This is a genomic window from Proteus sp. TJ1640, from assembly GCF_003144445.1.
Taxonomy (GTDB): Bacteria; Pseudomonadota; Gammaproteobacteria; order Enterobacterales; family Enterobacteriaceae; genus Proteus; species Proteus penneri.
On the sequence record NZ_PENY01000012.1, the window covers coordinates 1 to 19,976 of the forward strand.

General features: G+C 42.1%; 23 protein-coding genes. 1 reads left to right on the plus strand and 22 read right to left on the minus strand.

What is annotated here, in order from left to right; all coding sequences use genetic code 11:
- Window positions 1-393: 393 nt before the first annotated feature.
- Window positions 394-1,455 carry a glycosyltransferase gene (locus DK861_RS05345; protein ID WP_109399452.1) on the plus strand — a complete coding sequence of 354 codons (1,062 nt, stop codon included), beginning with the start codon at window positions 394-396 and terminating at the stop codon, window positions 1,453-1,455.
- Window positions 1,456-1,958: 503 nt separating this feature from the next.
- Here DK861_RS05345 and DK861_RS05350 read toward each other — a convergent pair.
- From DK861_RS05350 to DK861_RS05455, 22 genes are all read right to left on the minus strand, one after another.
- Window positions 1,959-3,419 carry a hypothetical protein gene (locus tag DK861_RS05350; RefSeq protein WP_239452132.1) on the minus strand — a complete coding sequence of 487 codons (1,461 nt, stop codon included), beginning with the start codon at window positions 3,417-3,419 and terminating at the stop codon, window positions 1,959-1,961.
- A gap of 5 nt (window positions 3,420-3,424) precedes the next feature.
- Window positions 3,425-4,081 carry a DUF2612 domain-containing protein gene (locus DK861_RS05355; protein ID WP_109399453.1) on the minus strand — a complete coding sequence of 219 codons (657 nt, stop codon included), beginning with the start codon at window positions 4,079-4,081 and terminating at the stop codon, window positions 3,425-3,427.
- Window positions 4,078-5,265, minus strand: coding sequence for a baseplate J/gp47 family protein (locus tag DK861_RS05360; protein ID WP_109399454.1), 1,188 nt, complete (start codon window positions 5,263-5,265; stop codon window positions 4,078-4,080). Before DK861_RS05360 ends, DK861_RS05355 begins: the two co-directional genes overlap by 4 nt.
- Window positions 5,258-5,602, minus strand: a complete 345-nt coding sequence (locus tag DK861_RS05365) for a hypothetical protein (RefSeq protein WP_109399455.1) — start codon at window positions 5,600-5,602, stop codon at window positions 5,258-5,260. The genes DK861_RS05360 and DK861_RS05365 overlap by 8 nt, the downstream gene beginning before the upstream one ends.
- A complete protein-coding gene (locus tag DK861_RS05370) occupies window positions 5,599-6,291 on the minus strand; it encodes a Gp138 family membrane-puncturing spike protein (protein WP_109399456.1) in 693 nt (230 codons plus the stop codon). Before DK861_RS05370 ends, DK861_RS05365 begins: the two co-directional genes overlap by 4 nt.
- 2 nt (window positions 6,292-6,293) lie before the next feature.
- Window positions 6,294-7,106, minus strand: a complete 813-nt coding sequence (locus DK861_RS05375) for a hypothetical protein (RefSeq protein WP_109399457.1) — start codon at window positions 7,104-7,106, stop codon at window positions 6,294-6,296.
- Complete coding sequence (locus DK861_RS05380) at window positions 7,075-7,392, minus strand: hypothetical protein (RefSeq protein ID WP_109399458.1); 318 nt, start codon at window positions 7,390-7,392, stop codon at window positions 7,075-7,077. The genes DK861_RS05375 and DK861_RS05380 overlap by 32 nt, the downstream gene beginning before the upstream one ends.
- Window positions 7,389-7,919 carry a phage baseplate protein gene (locus DK861_RS05385; protein ID WP_109399459.1) on the minus strand — a complete coding sequence of 177 codons (531 nt, stop codon included), beginning with the start codon at window positions 7,917-7,919 and terminating at the stop codon, window positions 7,389-7,391. The genes DK861_RS05380 and DK861_RS05385 overlap by 4 nt, the downstream gene beginning before the upstream one ends.
- Entirely contained in the window at window positions 7,916-10,177 is a 2,262-nt protein-coding gene (locus DK861_RS05390) for a hypothetical protein (protein WP_109399460.1), read from the minus strand. Before DK861_RS05390 ends, DK861_RS05385 begins: the two co-directional genes overlap by 4 nt.
- Before the next feature lie 85 nt (window positions 10,178-10,262).
- On the minus strand, window positions 10,263-10,721 hold the full coding sequence (locus tag DK861_RS05395) for a hypothetical protein (protein WP_109397948.1): 459 nt from the start codon (window positions 10,719-10,721) through the stop codon (window positions 10,263-10,265).
- A 39-nt stretch (window positions 10,722-10,760) separates the two neighbouring features.
- Window positions 10,761-11,213, minus strand: coding sequence for a hypothetical protein (locus DK861_RS05400; protein WP_004250586.1), 453 nt, complete (start codon window positions 11,211-11,213; stop codon window positions 10,761-10,763).
- 10 nt (window positions 11,214-11,223) lie between these two features.
- Window positions 11,224-12,711, minus strand: coding sequence for a DUF3383 domain-containing protein (locus DK861_RS05405; RefSeq protein ID WP_109399461.1), 1,488 nt, complete (start codon window positions 12,709-12,711; stop codon window positions 11,224-11,226).
- Window positions 12,712-12,719: 8 nt separating this feature from the next.
- Window positions 12,720-13,235: a hypothetical protein gene (locus DK861_RS05410; RefSeq protein ID WP_109399462.1), complete on the minus strand. Its 516-nt coding sequence runs from the start codon at window positions 13,233-13,235 to the stop codon at window positions 12,720-12,722.
- The gene (locus DK861_RS05415) at window positions 13,222-13,593 is read right to left on the minus strand and encodes a hypothetical protein (protein WP_109399463.1); all 372 of its coding nucleotides are present in this window, start codon (window positions 13,591-13,593) and stop codon (window positions 13,222-13,224) included. Before DK861_RS05415 ends, DK861_RS05410 begins: the two co-directional genes overlap by 14 nt.
- The gene (locus tag DK861_RS05420) at window positions 13,593-14,051 is read right to left on the minus strand and encodes a hypothetical protein (protein ID WP_109399464.1); all 459 of its coding nucleotides are present in this window, start codon (window positions 14,049-14,051) and stop codon (window positions 13,593-13,595) included. Before DK861_RS05420 ends, DK861_RS05415 begins: the two co-directional genes overlap by 1 nt.
- On the minus strand, window positions 14,051-14,482 hold the full coding sequence (locus DK861_RS05425) for a DUF4054 domain-containing protein (protein ID WP_109399465.1): 432 nt from the start codon (window positions 14,480-14,482) through the stop codon (window positions 14,051-14,053). The genes DK861_RS05420 and DK861_RS05425 overlap by 1 nt, the downstream gene beginning before the upstream one ends.
- Window positions 14,483-14,484: 2 nt before the next feature.
- The gene (locus tag DK861_RS05430) at window positions 14,485-14,826 is read right to left on the minus strand and encodes a hypothetical protein (RefSeq protein ID WP_109399466.1); all 342 of its coding nucleotides are present in this window, start codon (window positions 14,824-14,826) and stop codon (window positions 14,485-14,487) included.
- A 69-nt stretch (window positions 14,827-14,895) separates the two neighbouring features.
- Complete coding sequence (locus DK861_RS05435; protein ID WP_109399467.1) at window positions 14,896-15,963, minus strand: major capsid family protein; 1,068 nt, start codon at window positions 15,961-15,963, stop codon at window positions 14,896-14,898.
- The gene (locus tag DK861_RS05440) at window positions 15,963-16,460 is read right to left on the minus strand and encodes a hypothetical protein (protein WP_109399468.1); all 498 of its coding nucleotides are present in this window, start codon (window positions 16,458-16,460) and stop codon (window positions 15,963-15,965) included. The genes DK861_RS05435 and DK861_RS05440 overlap by 1 nt, the downstream gene beginning before the upstream one ends.
- A complete protein-coding gene (locus DK861_RS05445) occupies window positions 16,460-17,722 on the minus strand; it encodes a DUF2213 domain-containing protein (protein ID WP_109399469.1) in 1,263 nt (420 codons plus the stop codon). The genes DK861_RS05440 and DK861_RS05445 overlap by 1 nt, the downstream gene beginning before the upstream one ends.
- Window positions 17,719-18,432: a phage minor head protein gene (locus DK861_RS05450; protein WP_109399502.1), complete on the minus strand. Its 714-nt coding sequence runs from the start codon at window positions 18,430-18,432 to the stop codon at window positions 17,719-17,721. Before DK861_RS05450 ends, DK861_RS05445 begins: the two co-directional genes overlap by 4 nt.
- A gap of 37 nt (window positions 18,433-18,469) precedes the next feature.
- Window positions 18,470-19,972 (minus strand): DUF1073 domain-containing protein, encoded by a 1,503-nt coding sequence (locus DK861_RS05455; protein ID WP_109399470.1) that lies wholly within the window; start codon window positions 19,970-19,972, stop codon window positions 18,470-18,472.
- Window positions 19,973-19,976: the final 4 nt, after the last annotated feature.

Sequence of the window (19,976 nt, forward strand, 5' to 3'; positions counted from 1 at the left end):
CCACTATAATCCAATAAGTTTATTTAAATCAAGCTATTGTTTTAAAATCAACAATTTACAATTGAATTATTATGTAATTAATAAGAAAATACATGTTAAAACATGACAATACCAGACAAATAAATCAACGCATTACAGGTTTTAGTGAGTGCATTTTATCACAAAACACACTCTGATATACTCCCGAAAACTACCCAGAAATTAGACGGGAACCAATGAGAACGTATATGACGGAGGATGTGGCGAGGGATTTGTTTGAGAAGTTGAAAGTGCATTTCAAGCATAATAAAATTGACACTAATTGATGCTATATTTTTTATTCAAATAACCGTTTATTATGTGTATCATGGATTTATTATATACATAAATCCATGGAATCTATCGAGGTTATTAATGAGTAAGATTCTCTTTGTTAGTTATGATCTTGCTGGAAAAGGTGGCATTGAGTCGGTTAGTAAAAAACTCACTTATCTTTTAGATGAAAATAAATGTAACAGTGAATTTATTTTTATTCGTGACAAAAATTCCAACAGTATTATTGATGACTTATGGCTTCAAAATATTAAGTTTAATAGAATTACATCAAATATAACAAATACAAAATTAAGAAGATTACATTTTTCATTTCTTCTAGCTAAATATTTAAGAAAAAATAAATTTGATGCAATAGTGGGTCTATGTCCATTATCTTGCTATATTGTTAATCTTTCAAAAAAATTTAGCCTTACAAAAACCCCATTATTTTCTTGGATACATGGTGCGCTACAATATCAATATAAAAAAGAATATTTAAAAAAAGCAGATAAACATTTAGCAATTAGTTCAAGCATAGCTAATGGATTAATTGATATTGGTATTAATAAAAAAGATATTAGTATTATTTTCAATCCAGTAACAAAGCAAGACACAATAATAAAAAGACCTGAAAGCACTTCTAATTTTTTATATATTGGCCGTATGGACAACAATCAAAAAAATATTAATGAACTGATTTATGCTTTATCAAACTTAAAAGAAGAATGGCATCTCGATTTTATTGGAGATGGTCCTGATAAAGACGCTATTCAACAATTAGCTGAAGAAAAAGAAATTAATGATAGAATCACCTGGCACGGATGGAAAAAAGACCCATGGCACTTTGTTATAAATAACATTCATGGTGTCACAGCATTGATATTAACATCTAAATATGAAGGATTTCCTATGATTTTAGGGGAGGCTTTATCCAGAGGGATTTATTGCATTAGTTCAAACTGTGACTCAGGGCCAGAAGATATAATCAAAGATAATATTAATGGACAAATGTACACTCCTGGTAATATATCTGAATTATCAATAAAATTAAAAAATCTTACATATGAAACGCTACCTACTCATGAAGAAATAAAAAACTCAATTAATAATTTTTACGATGATGTATATATAGATAGATTAATTAAAGCGTTATTTTCTTGAGATACATAATGTATATATTTATAACAGAGATCAAATTTAAATTTTATAAAATATAATATTTTAAGGTGCAATTAAAAATAACGGACGCTGTAGTTAGCGTCCACACAGCATTAATACTTATGATATAATATTCACAACAATCTTATTTTTAAAATTAGCTAATGACGGTAATGCCCCATCCAGTGTTGCTAAATTTCCTTGAGCTATCTTTATTACTGTTTTATCTGTAGTGTATGTGAAAGTTAAATAAATATATGCACCATTATGTAATACTTGCTACCAGTGGTTATCGCTAGTACACCTCTATCGTCCGATGTTTTTTAAATGCATTTGGTTTGTACCATAATAGGCACCAATTTCGTCCTTAGCATAAATAACGCCTGTAAACGAAGCTCCTGATAGTAGAGCGTAATTCACTTCATGTTGGCAACTAGTATCTAATATTAAAAACAATTTCATTATATAAATAATAGTCGCCTATCTAAATATAGGCGACATAGAAATTAATCAGCCAACCAAATCTCGGAAAAATTAGAGTAATTAGCACCACTTGCACTAATTTTCATACCTCCACCTGTTGTCTGCATTTTTATAAATCCAGATGCTCCATGCGACACACTGATCATAATATTATCAACGGGAGGAAATGAGGCGATACACCATCCATCAGAGCTATTGTTATTTTTTAAATAAACTGTCTTTCCCCTCACGTCTTCTGTAACTGATGCAGTTTTATTTCCATCAATAGCTCCACCAACTTTTCGCCAACTTTTTCCTGTACCTTTCTTTTCATATCGACCATCACTTTCCGCTTTTGTATAACTACTACCCGCAGTCGCATAATTTCCTTTAGGCTGATACTTACTATCTGATTCTGTTTTTGAATAACTGTAACCAGAAGCTTGATAACTGCCTTTAGGCTGATATTTACCGTCAGACTCTGCCTTAGTATACGATGCTCCTACTAGCGCATAATTGCCCGCTGGTTGGTAATTTCCTTTGCCTTGATAACGCCCGTCACTTTCTGCTTTTGTATAGCTACTTCCAGCCGTTGCATAACTCCCTTTAGCTTGATATCGACCATCCGATTCCGTCTTCGTATATGAAGCACCCGCTAGTGCCATTGTTCCATTTTGATATGGAATTCTAACAATTCGATATTCACTACCAGTGGTTATCGCTAGTACACCCCCATCAGCCGATATTTTTAAGTGCACTCGGTTTGCACCGGAGTAGGCACCAATTTCATCCTTAGCATAACTAGCTCCTGTAAACGAAGCTCCCGATAGCGGAGCGTAATTTCCTTTAGGTTGATATTTACCATCTGATTCTGTTTTAGTATATGAAGCTCCTACTAACGCGTAATCGCCTGATGGCTGGTAACTCCCTTTCGCTTGATAACGTCCGTCACTTTCCGTTTTAGTGTAACTATCCCCTTTATTGGCATAGTTCCCTGCTGGCGCATAATTACCCTTTGGCTGATATTTGTTGTCGGTTTCTGCCTTTGAATAGCTGTAACCGGATGGTGTGTAATTGCCTAACGGTTGAAAACGTTGATCTGATTCTGTTTTAGAATAAGCGCCTACATCACCTGCTGTGGCATCCGCTTTTAACTCTGCCCATGCATTACCGGCAACCGGCTCAATATTGTTATTCTCAACTTTAGACTGCCAGACTTTATTTTTATGATAGACAATAGCGCGTATCGCATACGGCTTACCAGCTTCATCCCATTTTGGAAAACCAAAAGATTGGATTTCACCAATGGCTTCCGTGATATCGTGAAATATCCCGTTCATTTTTTCACGTTCGATATCTTTAGCAGCAGGATCTGTGACTTGGTCACGCTCATAGTCGTAACCATAGCCTTGTGTATAAGACACTGAGCCGTCTGGTTGGATTTCTACGGGTATAGAAGCCTTATCCCCTTGTGTTGCAAAGGGGGTTTTAAAAATAGTTGTCATAGGAATTATGCTCCGAAGTTACTGCCTAAGAAGTTTTTACGATGCTGACCAACGCCAAAGGCTTTTTTGGTCACAATGCGATATTTGACGCCAACGCCAGAAGGACGTGGCATTAAGTCGAAGTTTTCGAGAAGAACCCGTAGGCGTTCGTCAGGGTTGAAGTTAAAGACGTAATACATGTAAGTCATATCCAGTGGATCAAGGACAAAAACTTTGCTGTCATCACGCCAAAAGAAACGTTTTAAAAATTCATTAATGTTAGTGACCGTAGGACTTTGTGTCAGATTAAAATAGCGCATTCGTACTAACATGCGTTTTTGATCAACAGTTAGTGACAAGGTGTAATCCGCATTACGTCGGAAATTGGATTTAAAATTGGATTTCTTTTTGCCAAAACCAAACCCAACTTTATTTTTGTCGCTTGGTGGAATATCAATACCTAACGGTACATCCAGAATGCGTGACCAAATCGATAATCCAAAATCATTCGCGGTATCGATATTAAACACATCTCGGTACCAATTTTGCCAAAATAACACCATCGACTTTTCAAAATGAGAGGCCTTAAAACTAGCGAGCTTTTTTAAATTCTCTGCATCTTCATACTGCCAGAGGATCGCTTTTAATAGGTCTGAATGAAACTCAAATTGTTGAACGTTCATACAATCACCACTTGCACAGCACCTCGTTGTAAGCGTGCGATTTGATTAATGGCAATCGGAATTAATGCGACATTCCACACTTTCCCATCTAGCGACAATTCAACTTTGGTCACGAACAGACGAGGTTCTACAGTATTCACTGCAGACGCTATCTCAAAAGGTGACACTTCACGTCCAACAATCAAACCGTTATCGCCATCCAACTCTCCACGCGTCCATTGTTCTATGGCACTGGGGATAATAGTTTGCGCATCAACGACTGATTTTTTAACTGTCACTCGACAAAAAACGGTGATCTCCTTAGGGCGTGAAAATTTCACTTTATATTCTTGTCCACTTATCGGCTCTACAACACCGATTTCAATCTCACCATTAAAAGCCGATCCAATAGTTTTGGTTCTCAGCAATGATTTAGCAATTTCGTTACTATCGCCCCCTTCAACACAGACATAAATGCTATGAGGCAACAGAGAAATTCCATCAATAGTGAGCACCGCATCGGTGTAGTTCTCACGAAAAGAAAGCGAGTTAACGCCCTCTAATTCATACAGTGAAGAGGTGATCGCTTCTGCAACACTGACGGTATTTTTAGCCAAAGTTTGCTTACGTCGTCGCCTTGCTTTGATATCAGATTCAGCATAACGGCCAACAACTGCATGAGTGGGATTATTGACTTTCTCCCAACCTAATACTGAGCTAGCCACAGAATTCAGTTGGCCGGCACCGCATTCAACAGGGCCATATTCAACCGCCCTCATATCCCCTGTTGCTTTACCGGTATTATCAATAATCAAGGGTGAAACTGTTTCGAACATGGCACCGGCAACACTGGACGCTAATGAGCCCTTGGGAATAATCGTGCTGGGCACGCCACTAAATTCAACGCTGGAAAGATAAGAGTGAGTGGCATTAATGCGTTGGCCACCCATTAGCGCCCATATTGCATCAAGAAAAACACCACCAGCAATATCAGGATTGATTTGATTTGCTAACTCGGCATTATTTCTCACCATTGCATCACGGTTTTCAACTTCCATCGTCGCCAATGCACCTTGTGGTGTTTCAGGGGCAAGGTTAATCGATTGACCAAACACCGCACAAAACTCGCTTTCGACTTCATCACGTATTGTGGCCGTGTCGGGAAGAATAACGCCTTTATTATTGATATAACGATAATCAGCCATTCAATGTAAATCCTCCGTATATCGTGCGAATTGTTGCTTGATACTTCAATTCACCGTTCTCGACTGTGGCGCTAAAATGGGTCACTTCAACCACCTCTTCAATTTCGCTCATACGTTGTCTAAATGCCGTTTCAAACATCGGGATATCAGCTTGGCGACCAAAGGTTGTTGGCCAGAACGGAATACCTTTATCTTTTTTATGTAACATTTCACCACGCACGGCCTTGGCAAAGTGCTGACAAAGGTTTTTAACCGCACCGTCTTTTTCGCTGAACTGGAGGTTTCCATCAGGGCCAATAAAGAGATCATTATTTTTATCGATTGAAAATGTTCTCATAGAGGCGCTCCTGAATTTCCATGACCGGTCTCAACACCACTATGTTGATGTGTAGAACCGATATCTTTTCCATTGTGTTTCATCGTGCCACCACTAGAGTCACTATTACCATTTATGGACTGATTGCCATTCACTGTGACGTTGCCATTAAACGTAGTTTCAGGCACATTGACTTCAAGAACGGGCGAATCTAAAACCGCTTTACCCTCATGCAGGGATAAACACACAGAGCCATCTATTGATTGGATCACCAAGGCATCAATGTTTTTTCCATCAATCACCCAACCTTTAATCGTGTCAGGGAAAAACATTGCATCACTGAATGAATGCAGACGTGCGGTATTAGGTTGATCCTCCAATCCTCCGCGCTGAAATATCAGGCTAATATCTCTATCGTTGGCTTTTATCCAACCAAAATCACCCGGTTTAATCGGTGCGCGAATAAAGAAACCCCCTCCACCAAATCTAAAAACGGGAATGTTGGACAATGGTGCACGCCCGACCGTTCCCCCTTCCGTTGTTACCATCATCACCAGTGGTTTGATAACAGCACGATTGGTTCTATCGTCATAACTGACCACTGTTGCAGGGAGCATGTCCTCTGTATTCATCATCAAGTTACGAAATGCAGACGAGAGCGCACCTGCCAGCGAACCATCACTGGCAATATCAGTATTGGGTTTATTCATGATTATGCTCGTTTACAGGTAGCCTGATAAAAGAAAGGATCATCATGTGAAGCAACATCGAATTTCAGTTGTTCAATGATGTAGTCGCCATTAAGTGCAGAATTGAATTTACTCTCGAGTCGTAGCATGCCCCCTAGTTCTGAGGCACCATCAATTAAGTAGGTAACGGACAACCCTTTTTCAGTGGCTTTGGGTATACCTACCATGCCTGATTTCATGCTAAGAATGCGCAAGCGCCCTTTTAAGGCTTGGTTATCATCTTTGACAAACAACGTATCATCATCAATAAAGGCTTTAACGTTTCCCGCTTCCTGCAGTCGTTGTACTTGCTGTAATGCTGAACCACAAAAATACCAATTGGCAATATTTTTATCGGTGGCTTGAAAGTCCAATCTAACCTTACAATCCTTTGCCACCGATGACGCGATCTCGCTCATTTTCTGCATGGCGCCACCACTGGAAGAAACAATATCACCTGAACTGGCATTATTGGTTTTAGCCTTAATGGTTAGTGTCACATCGGGAGGCGAGGCAATTTCTGCACTGACAATATCACCAGTAAAAATACGAAATAATCCCGTATTGACGCGCCCTACTTCAAGGTAAAGACGGCGAGTTTGTTTGCTTTTATGATAAGGGCTAGTTTCAGTGAGCAGATAATCTCGAGTGTGGGCGTTTAATCCATCAATGCTAACTGTGCATTCATTTTGTAAGGGGTTTGCGTACTTGGTGCCGTTAGCTTTAATCCGCAACCCTTCATACCACTGCAGTCGTTCTGCGACTTCAATCCCCACCCGTATTCGTCGTAAGTCCATCTTCACTCCAAATAATTAATGATTGGGTTCTATCGAATAATTCATACCAGGGCAGAGCATCATTTTCTGTTATAAATGCTAAATTCGTGCCATCAGTCAGGTAGCGATAAGGAATGATAGGTGTGTTTGCTACCGCGCGCATACCCACGGCGATAACCTCACTTTCTCGTTCAATATCGAGATACATCGCATGTCGACCGGCTTTTATTGTTAGCGTCCAATTAACTCCCTCTAAATTGACAGATAAGCGTTGGTTTGGAATAGCTTTTAAAGGTATGACTTTCATGAGAAGCTCCAATCACCATCTGCGATACGTGTTGCGACTGAACCTTTCTTTTTAGTCTCCGTATCGGCTTCTTTTGTTTGCACATTCCCCCGATTTACGGTTGATGACTGCGCTGGCTTTTGTGTCGCTCGAGGCGGTAAATCGCCGTATTCAGGCTCAACAGTGCGCCATTCAACAAACCGTAGCGACAATTTTATCGCATCTATCATGTCAGGTATTTCATCATGATTAAAACCCGTTAATAACATCGGTTGATAGGTTTTTACTCGGGTTTGAATACCAACAAGTTTGTGTTCGTCAAAAGCTTGTTGCATCGATGAGAAGATGTTTTTCATCTCTCCCGTTAATAGCAAATCTATACCAATCTCAACGGGGTTAATGATCACATGATCACTGCGAGTTTCACCACTTTCAACTTGAAATTGTGTTGCTTTATGCTCATCTCTTACATTGATTTGAATCGGACTCACGCTATCAAACAGTGTAGAAAATGACGCTAAATCAAAGATTTTGACTTCTGTGATCATTTTGCTACTCCCGTTGAGTTTTGCTGATTGAAATCGGCGAGTTGATCTTGCAATGAATCCTTTACGCCCGATGCCATACCCTGCGCATCTGTGGCTTGAGTCTCAATCTTAATTTCTCCAATACTTACGTTACTTTCATTCTTCACATTGGATTGATTACTAATGGCTTGGCTGGTAATCGGGTTCATTGCATTGTTGGCTATCGCATCTAACTGTGCATTGGCTTGAGCAATAGATTGTCTAACTGGTGGCTGTTGTGTCGTTTGGCTTTCTTCTTGAGGCATGGCATATTCAATCTCACCATTATCATTGACTTTTCGCTCTACATTTTGATTGATAGTAATTTCTTCATCGTCACCGAACCCGAAAAACTCTTTAGCAGATTTCCAGCCATTTTTAACTGCATCAAGCCCTGTATTTACCCAACCAATGATTTTTTCGACTTGCTCCCACATCCATTCAAACGCGCCCACAACGGCATCCGTCACCGTAGCAAAAACACCCGCAAAGGATTTACCCCAACCTGCAATGACTGAAATACAACTCAGCAAATACTTAACATAAGCTTTTAAGCCTGATGCCATTAGATCCCAACCAGCGATAACAATATCTGCCACAACACCAACGATAACTTTTAGATATTCAAAGAGCTTTTTGAATGTTTCCCACAATGCAAGAATAACGATTTTTAATCGTGGGTATTTTTCAAGAATACGCCCAATCATTGAATCATTACCGTCAATGAAATTCATAATGTCGTCATAAACAATCGCAAATGCCATCGCTAAAAGCGCAATAATGGCAATAATAGCGATAATAGGCCATGTTGCAGCAAGTGTTGCTGATGCAGCAGCTAACATAGGGGGAACGTAATAAAGTGCTACGGCCAAACCAATGGCTGAGAAAAAACCTATCAATAAATTTTTGTTTTCTTGGCAAAATTTGACAAAGGTTTGCACCCAAGAAAGGACTTTAGTTAACGCTGGTAACGCACTATTCATAATACTCATCATGACACTACTGAATACGGTTTTTAATCCTCCCGTCACCTCCTTATATTTTTGGGATTGTAATGCAAGTTCCTTTGTAACAACGCCATTCTCCTTTTGCTTTTTAGTCAACTCCTCGAGTTCTTTTCGTCCTTTAAGAATGGATTCAACAATTTTATTGTCTGTTATTCCCACTTCTTTAATTCGAAATACGGCTTCTTCTTTGCTCATCCCTTGCACAGCATCAGACAAGCGATATATGCCCTCCATTGCGCCAATAGATTCGCCTTTCATATCTTTTAATGAGATGTTTAAACTTTTGAAAACATCTGCTTTCCCTGATGAAGTATCTTGTAATGCTTCACCAATACTTTCAGACATATCCATCAATGAGTCACGAGCGCCTTGAGCATCTCCTCCCATTGAGGTTATGACTTTGCCAAAAGCATCAACATCTTCAACAGGAAGTTCTAAGGCTTCTGCGGATTGAGAAAGCGTATTCACTTCTTCTGCTGTTGTTTGAATAAATGACGCAATTCCCCCTACCGTTAAACCAATCCCAACCATCCCTGCCATTCGACCGAGAAAACCAGCTAACGACGAGGTCGCTTTACCATAATTATCTGCAACCTCATCGGCTGACTCAGCTAATTCATTATTTCGCCTCGTCAGTCGTTCCGTTTCTCTAGATGCCGAATTATTCGTGGCAGTTTGATCATTGATTGACTGTTCAGCTCTCTGAATATTACGTTCGAGTAATACAATGCCTTCCGATAATTTTTTATTACTTTCTGATGAGAGAGCATTAGACTGTAAAAGTAACTTCGCATACTCAAGATAATCTTTCATTTTCTCTATGTATGCGCTCAACTCAGCTTGAGCAGTATCACTATCAATATTTATCTCAGTATGTTCGTTGGTTACATTACCTAAACTATCAATAATATTTTGAACAATATTATCAATGTCTTCAGAATTACCCTCCGCTTCTTCAGTGATCCGTTTAATTTCTGAAATGATGGCATCAGAGGCATTGGATGCATCACCATTAACATGAATATCAACTGAATTTGATGATAGCGCTGTCAATTGTGCGGATAGATTTTGAATAAATTGCGTAAACCCATCTGCACCGATAGTTGCCGATTGTTGCGCTTTTTTCATCTCAGCAATAATGTCATCGGTCGATTTGCTCACCCGATTAAACGCATCATCGGCTTGGTGGGTATCAAATTCAAATACCTGAACAAAGGTATCTAGCAAAGCCATATGAGTTATCCTTTCGATGAAGCCAGCGCTTCGTTATAACGGTTGGTAATGGCGATCTCCCACAAATCAAACGCCTCTTCTAAATCTATTGATGTTTTGAGTTCGGTGAGCGTGGCGAAACCGGCTGAGATGATGACGGCAAAGAAGCCATCAGCGTTTTTATAATCGACGGGAGTGAACCGGTGATTTTGTTGAGCAGGAATTGGAGGAAACCTTGGCTCCCGTCTTTGCCGAAAAAACTGGTGTTATACTTCAACATTTCCAGTTCAAGACGAATAAGGGCTTCACCATCGGGCACATGGTTATCAATTAATGTGCTGGTTTTAAGGTAGATTTCCTGTCCTTCTTTTTCGACAGCAACATACGCCATCATCTTTAACATGGCTTCTTTGCTGACTTCATAGTCGCCAATTTTAGGCGCATTCGATAAAGGGTATTTTGCCAGAATTTCACGCCCAATCGTTGCTGGTAACCGGCTAATAATAAAAGTGTGCTCTTCACGATCAGCATCGGTGATCGTAATTTCTTTCGGTTTAATTAACATGATTGATATCCATAAAAAAGGCGGAATAACCGCCTAGAATTAACGTGCGCGAGTGCGATCGAAGTCTTGAAATACGAAGGTATATGCTTTGGATTTGTGTCGTCCTGCACTGGCAACAGAGCTACCACGACTACCATTGGTAATTTTGCCGTTACGTGCCGTGGTTGTTGAACCATCACCATACGAAGCGACCATAGTGATAATATCCCCTGCATGCCGTTGTCCACGTCGTGCGGTGTTCGATTCCAGTAAGATAGCGAGGTTTTCGTCTTCTTCACTGCCCGCCAACACGTTAATGGTGACCGTTTGAGGTGTTGGCGTTGACCATGTCACCAAATTACCGTTGATATCCATTCCTGTTTGCGCAATGTCCACTGCGGGCAAATCTAATGGATCGGCATCATCTGCGAAGGCGGTAATTTGAATACCGGCGGGAAAGGTTTTATGAGCCTGAATAACAATACTCAAGCCGGTTGCTGATACATCATGCATATTGTGTTCCTTACACTAAGTTGTGAGAGCCTTCGACTTTACGAACCCAGTCGCCCTTACCGTAAATTAATACGTATTTCATCACGTACTCTGGCAAATCAGAGGGGCCTGTGTTTTCGACAATTTGAGCGTTGTACCAATAACCTTTGTTTTGTACATCGTGCCATGCCAAATCATCACCAGAAGCGTCTGTCACCGCGATTTTTTGCACATCGGTTAAGGTTTTTCCCGCTAGAATAGTGCCGTTATTAATCGCCTTAGTTACCGCCCCTGCAATCACCATCATTGCTCGTGCTTCGCCGTCTTTATTGGCTGGTACTCCGCGTGTGGCCATCAATAAACTGAACCACTGTTGCGCAATATAGGCCTTTAACCATTGTTCGTTAGTATGGACACTCATATCCAATGGGTTGGCAACCCCACCACATAAGAAACCCCGTTGATAGAAACTAATATGTGAACCCGATACCGCCGTTTCTCCGTAATAGTTCACTCGTAGTTTATCTAAGCGATCCGCATCGATATCGGTCGTAATTTGCGATGGAAATGTGACACCAAATTGACGATACATATAGTTTGTTGTCGCATTGGTGCGGTCATAATCTGTGGCGGACATAATGGCCATCGGTAACGCTTGAACAAAGAAATTATCCGCTGTTTTCAGATTTAAGCCCGTTGAAGCCGTACCCACCAGCGCCCCGCTAAAATCTTCTGCATTTTGATTGGTCACAGACAAGTGCAATTGATACTTCACGTTTTCACCTGCCACGTACTGCGCCAACTCTACGGCATGCTCTAATGAAAGTTCCGTTAAAAATGTTGCGCTACCAAAAGAGTCAGAAACAGCCTCAGAAGCAATAAAGGCTTGTAGCGGAGTTTGTGCAGGATTACCGGCTGATGATGTGCCGTGGCTAATACTCATCGCATCAGCAAGCACCGATTGGCGTACACTAATATCCGCGCGCTCTTGCACACCACCACTAATGACAAAAGCGCTATCTAGGGAATTAAACGTGACATAAGCGCTAGCAAATTGAGGTTCATTTTCTGCATTCAATTTCGCTTGCACAGCTGTCGCAACATCCGCGTATGATGTGCTTTCAGTAAGATCAATTCCTATGATTGTTTTTGTCACTTTTCCAATAGTGATATTGAGTTCACCCTCATTAATCAATTTTAAATCAGCTAAATCCCCTGTTTTGTCGCCAAACAAGGTAGGCGCTCGACCAACAGGCTCATAAGAGGCAATTTGCAGTTCTTTCGGCTTACTTGCTGGTGCTGGACTGACATAGCTGAAATACTGACGCGCAAAATGTGCCTCGGGGGAGTCAGTACCCAATAAGTCATCGACTTGGCCACTGGCAAATTCAAGCACTTTACCGGCGGGGATTTTAGGGTTAGTTGAAAAAATACGAGCCGTGAGCTTACGCATCGGTACAGCAGACGCGCCAATCACCGCACTCGCGATATCGACATAGCGAGTTTGTTTGATAGACATAACGTTCCTTAAATACGATAGATATCGGGATACAACGCACTCACGGCGTCTGTATCAGGATGAAGTGTGCGATTAAATGTCACATTGAAATCAAATGAGGGGTTTTGTTCGTAGTTGCCCTGGTCATTCAGAAAATAAGGGGTTCGAATACCTGTTGCCCGTTGAACGCCAATGCCTTGTTTGCGGAGTGCTTCAACAAACGGTAATGAATTGGCGATCATTCTGACAATTGCGGTAATATCACTCGCTGAATAATGGCCTAACTGGGTAATAAAAGCCTGAACTTGGTACGTTTTTTCAGATAACTGGTTTTCTTGGTGATTGGCTTTATTGCCTTGAACGTTATATTTACGCCCTTGCCAGCCATAGCCGTTTTCATTGATGGGAAAGAACATCACCATATTATCTTCACGGCCTTGCTTGGTAGATTGAAAACCGGCTTTAACGGGGATCTCAATGTCGACTTCTTTTAACTGCAACAAGAGCTGTTTGCGAATAGCAACATCAACTTCATAATCCGTCATAAGTGCCCGCCTCAATACAAATAACCGATTTCCAACCGTCTTGTTCGTACCAGTCTGCATCACCCACCACATCATATTTTCGGCCATTGAACACCAGAAAATCAGGGGATGTGCCACGTTGAACGGCTTTAATATCATGAGAGGTATATAAGCGCCGGTACACTTGGCTTGTATCTAATCCCATGGATTGAATATCTTGGGTATCGACCGCTTGCCAACTGCCACGAACTTCTACGGGATCATAATAATCATTTTGGTCATTCCCTCGCTCATCGGGTGCCCGTTCTTTAAATCGAAACCAAAGCACCTTTTGCTGTGGAATATAACGTGAAGCAATACGATTTAAGTTACCAAACATTATTTATCCTCCACTGCGAAACTAACCGCTTGAAGCATTTGGCCAGTATCGACTAACGGCTTATCGGTGGCCTTACCTTTGCTATGGCGACGTGCTCTTGCTTTAACGGTTGACTCCTCCAGTGCCGGTGTTGTGACTGCTTTTATTGCCATTTTCACATCGCCCGCAACCGTCGCACCAATTTGTGTCAGCCCATTATCCAGCGTGATATTGCCCTTAACAGACGCTTTCACTGCTCGAAAAATTAACTGACTATAATCCTGCTTTTTGTCATTCATGGTCGGACGTAAAAATGGGCGAGGAGGAATGCCACCGGCGGGATAGCCCAACTCTTGAATAGAGGCAATATAAGCAATCGGTGTTCCATTGGGATATTTTGCGTGCTCAAAGAAGCCAACACTTAATCGCTTTTTAGCCAATTCATCGTAAACCGCTTTTAATTGCGCTAATTTAGTCATTAACGTAATCGCCCTCCTCGTGTAAATCGCCCTCCTACACCACGAAAGGCAGAGCGCTCACCGCCACCACCGAAGTATTGAGGTACACTACAACGCTTAATTAGCGCTAGAAACTGCTGGCCAAAAGTGGTCATTTTGAACCAGTGTGACCAGTCCGAACCGGCAGGCGGTGCCGTAAATGACACGCTCACTTTATCAATAGTCACACTCGTCACAACACCCGTGGGCGACTCATCATCAGCAATCATTTTTCTAAGTGTTAGCATGTGTGCAACAACGAGCATCCACAGCTCGTTAGTGCAAACACCCTTACAGGCAGAGAAATAGTTCAACGCAGATTGAGCAATGATATCTATTTCATCATTACCCACACCGTTAAACTGCGGATAGAGCACACGGAATAACGTTAAAGGAAATGTGCTCGTCTCCATGATCACTTACCTTTTTTGTTGGGTTTAGGAACGTCTAACTTTTCAGACTCTAACGATTCAGGGGTGTCAGGGGCTGATTGGTCGCTCGCTTCCATATCTGTGGCGACTTTTTCAGGATCTTCTTTGCGATGCTCAACAGTAATAAAGCCATTGTCACAATGAAGATTGAAAACGTGATTTTCTTTGAGTTGTTTGTATTGCTCGTCAGAAATTTCTGTCACACGGCCACGTGGTGTGTACATGTGTTTGGTCATTACGTTCGCTTGACCGGCAATAAACACTTTCCCGTCTCTCACGGTATAGTTCTGGTCATTCGATAAGGTGCAATATGCATAAAGAGGCATGGAGTGCTCTCCTGTTGTTTGGATATAAAAAAGCCCTCAAATGAGGGCGCAAAAAGAGAAGTGGTAAGATTAGATGCCGGTTAAGCGTGTCACCGCCCACGGACGGGTCACAAATACACCTGCAGTCGCATTGGTCGCATCTTCCATATACCCTTTAATTTGATTGAGTGAACCTAATAACTGATATTTCACAGGCACAACTTGCAGGATCGACGCACTGGTTGCCGTTGAGCCATCATCAATGCTATCTGCGAACATATAGGCCACATCAGCCCCACCATTTGCGCCAACAAATTCAGGAGAGAAAACCAGACGCATATTTGGATAGTTTTCATTTATCCACTGTTTGACTGTTTCACCACGTGCCACCGGATTAGCCACATTCAGTACAGAACGAAAGCCCAACGGCAATGTTAAAGTGATTGGTGTGTCATCTTTAATAATACCGCCAGAGCTCGTTTCAATACGCGAGAACATATCAGTAATATCGGCAGTGATATCCGCAAATGTTCCCCCTTTCCATTTGCCTTTTGCGGTTTCATAGGCGGGTAAGTTAGGCTCATTCATCAAACCAAAGACGCGTGTTTCAGGGCTATTAAACCCGTAGTAACCCACACGTTCACGGCCTTGCTCTAATGATTCAGTCACTGAATTACGCTTTTCTTCCATCGCAACAAAGCCTGCAGACGATTGGCGCGCTTCTTCTAATTTCCCCACTTGGAAACCTAATTCGAAACGAACAAGACCACGGCGCTCTTGGTCTTGCGCATAAGATGCTAATGGCACATTAGTATGATCACCATAAAGCTCGGCTTTACCGGTTGGTGTCGCCACATTCAGAATGATCTCTTCATCATGCCATTCGCCCGCATTAACAATACCCGTGATTTCATCTAACACACGCACACGCGTTGCGGTACGAATGACACCCGGTAAAACGTGTTGCAACATTTCGCGTTGAATTAAGCCCCCCTGCATTGCACCACCGCTGATCGCGGAGTCCATCGCAGAGAAACCACCAAAGCCGATTTGCGCTAATTCCCCGTATGTCCATTTCTGATCAGGGTTAATATTCAGTTGGCCATGTTTTTTGACATCACGACCAGACATGTGAAATTTAATGTTACTGACTGGCATTATTCACCTTCCTTTGGAGATGCTGGATATGGGATTTCTGTTAAACGAATAATGCCCAAGTGAGCACTTTCTGTTGACTCAAGGTGTCGGCTGATAAAACCAATGACGCGATCACCAGCACTAATAGTGGCTTTAGAAGATAGCGAGCCGTCAACTTCATCGAACACAATCGGTGCGTTGATTTTTCCTGCCACTTCTTTTAGTTCAACGAAAACTTCCCCCATTGTCAGGAATTCACCTTGCGTACCGTTACGAGCGAATGCTTCTTCGATACGATAGGCTTTAGGGTTAATCATGATCCCCGCAAATGCCCCTTTACCCCCGACTTGAACGGATTCCACTGAATCATCTTTGTAGGTATAGGCGCGACCGAAAATATTCAGCTTTTCATCCGCTGAACTAAGAATGGCTGAAACAGCGCGAATAGGGCCTGCATGACTAATTTCACCGACAACACCAGAAATTAAGCCATTTGCTACTGATTTAGGAATTGCCATTATTTAGCTCCCCATTTATCCATAATTGATTTATTGCTCACTGCAGAGTCCATTGTTGAGCTGGTCTTTTGAGAATCAGGCACACGCCCTTGCATCCAAGCATCAAGAGCAATGGCTTCTGTACCTTTACTGCATTGAATGCCCAGTTTTTCAACACCGTACTCGGCAACTTGTTGTTGAGTCATGGCTGAGTGGTCAAACACACCAATAAATGGCGTTAATTTATGCGCTAACGAATCACGCGCACCGATTTGTTTGAGTAACTCCCCCGTATCCATTGCGGGTTTGGCTTTTTCTAATCGCTTAATTTTACGTTTTAGCGATGCCATTTCGTCCATGGCGGTCATGCTACGATTTAGGCGTTTTAAACGACGATGAAGTCCATCGGTAGTGGCTTGGTCAAGATGCTCTTTGGCTTCTTCAATCGCTTCGACAGCCTCTTCAATGGCGACTTCGGCTTTCTCTACGGCTTCAGGTTCGCCAGATTCAGCCTCTTCTGTAGCAATTTCGGCTTTTTCCACGGCTTCTTCTGCTTTCTGCTCTTCGTCAGGATCTGAATCAGTTGAAGACTTATCTTTATCGTCTGGCTCATCGTCTGTCGCAGGTTTAGCGCTGGTGATTGCTTCTTTGATAATGGCTTTTAACGCTTCCAATTGCTCGGGCGTAAAGGCTCCTTCATCAGTGGTTGGTTTGTCTTTGTTTTCATCTTCAGGATTCATGCGAATAAGTTCCTTAGTGTCTATGGTAATAACGGAATGGTCTTGTACAGCAACATCAGCGCCAGTGCGCCCTTCATCGACTAACGCAAGATGGTTGGCTCTAATATGCCGTTGTATGGCGTCATAACGTTCGCCGTTAAATTCGCCTGGTGTGAAATCATAAATACAGCGATAACCCGGAGATAATTCAATTTTTCCCCCTTCAATTTGGTTAAGCGCTGAATTAGACAGAATTTTGATATTGCCTCTGAGGTAGGGATATTCAAAATAAACCCGCTCCCCGATGACCCCTTGTATCCCCTTTGTCTCTGCGGGTGTGCCGTCTTTCCCTAACATCTCATGCTCATCAACAAAGGGCATTAATTTGAAAGAGTTAATTGTCTCTGTGCTGGCCAACTCTTCTTGTGGGCGATACACCTTGTAAATCTTTTCGGGTATCGGTGCGCCAATCTCAAACCCTAAATAATCAAAAACCCCAACTTTAGAGATGGGGTTATCTTTGACTTCCAGCCAGCCGTTTAAATCATATTGTCGCTTTGTCATGTCTCCTCACCGAAATCTATTACGGGTGTCCAGAAGCACTTACAATTTGGTAATTGTCCGGGCAATCCTCGTTCTCCCGTTTTAGGATCAATAATCGGTGGGTTATCTAAATCAAACACTTCACCGTCCAATTTAATATGCCATTCACGAGGCTCAGCACTTCCACCAGAGTGATGCCAAACCGCTTTACGAATACCAGCAGATTTCATGCGCTCATAGTTAACCGCTGTCGTAATCTTTCGTGTTTGATCAACAGCGATAAAGTTCGCCCTTTTCTCTGTCACACTGCCAGTATGCCGAATTTCCTCTAATAGTGTCTTTGCGCCCTCACCACCTTGGCTAATAGAGCGTAAAGCAACACTTTCAATACGTTGATGAAATTGCAGTGGAATGGATTTAATGAGTGATACGTTTTCAGCCGTAGAGGCAATGATTTTATCTTTCAAGGCTTCGGGCATATCTGGGGTTTTGATGGTGATCCCCCCTGACAACTGTTTGAGAGAATCATCTAAATTACGTTTTGCGCTTATATCGACTTGGGAAACAAATTTATCTGCAATCTCTGTGGATTTTTGTTTAAAAATCTTATCCCATTTGCGTTTTAGTCGGTTAAGCCAGATGCGTGTTTGACTGGCAAAGCTGGCATCCATCGTAAAGCCATCAAAGTCGTCATTTAATTCACTAAACACTTTTTCATAGTCTTTAATCATTGAATTAATGAGGCGTGACATGTCACCTTGATAACGACTAGAGGGCGCTACTGAATACTGCAGGGGCTTCCCTTTCATTATTGCTTGGCGAGAAGTTGCCCACTGCGCTCGCTTCGTTCGTACTCGTATTCGCCTCGACATAATCTGCCTCGTTCACTTCAATGCCGTAATAGCTAGATGCTTTATCACTGGCCAGTTTCTTACGGATATCTAACCCATCAATCGCCCCCGTTGTTGCATAAGCTGAATCGGCTTGTGCTTGTTTAAGCTCAATATCCGCACTCTCAACAGCCGTTGGGCTATCAAGTGGCGCCCACGTGATAGAGATTTCTGTCACAGGTAAACCATCGCTACGCATTAACATGTCGTAATGGCGCTGTAATAGCTCTTCAAGGTCATTTGATTGGATACTTTCAAGCTCTTCGCGGTAATTGGCTTCTTCGTATTCACCCGTTGAGTTAAAGCCTTTCGGGGTAGTACCTAGCAGTTTTGTCGCGGGTACATTGGAAGCCGATGCCACCAGCTGATATTGCGTCATAATCGTGGCATCTAAATCCGCTAATGAGGTGTCGAACTGTTGAACCGTATCTTCACTGCCCGTCATTTGCACACCGTAGTTATCGCGCATCTCCATAAAATAAAGCATATTTTCGCGAATAATATCCTTATCAGCGCTTTCTGGATCTGCAATCCCCATCGTAAGCAAACGCTTGGTCATTGCCAGTTGTGGTGCTTCATTGGCGGTACGTTCTGAAGCGTAGACACGCTCATAAATACGTTCTGGCACTGATACGCCAAAGTAGTTGTACATTGGCTTCAAGACATTCGGCACTGGAAACGGCACAAACTTAATAAAGTGAGACTTGTGATACTTACGCCCACCAATCACATAATAGGTTGGCTCGTAGAAATCCATGCTGGCAGGATCTTGAACATTGGCGTCCGTTAAATCAGGTGTTACCCATTGTGGATCAATCTGTTTAATCCCCTTGTACATGCCTTTGGTCACACCATCGATATTAAACGGGTTTTCATACCACTCTTTCGGGTTTGATGTCTCAACAACGAATAATGCTAAGCGACCGCCGTATACACGCCCAAAGTGAACCAGCTCTTTAAGCTGATGTGTAATGCGGTATTTTTTATCGCGTTTACGGAGCTTTTTACTGATAGCGCGATCATCGTCGTTATCACAATCAATATCGTAGCCTTGGCGTATCGCATCACGAGCTGGCATATTACAGGCTTTATCCACCAGCCAATGTTTAGCGATAACCGCACACATATTGTTGCCGATAAACATTTGTGAGGCATACCAAGAAGCCTGTGACTCAGGCACACCGTAAACCTGCTCACCTTTAAATGAGGGCACATAGCTATCAATACTATCCATCGCGACACCTGCAATTGTGGGTTGCGGTAAATCAATCCCATCAAAGCCTCGTTCTCGCGCCAGCGCAGGATATAAGTCAGTTGTGAATGCTGACCGTTTAACCGGTGCGAGTGGTTCTGTTTTTCGCCTCTTAAACGGCCACCACATAGAA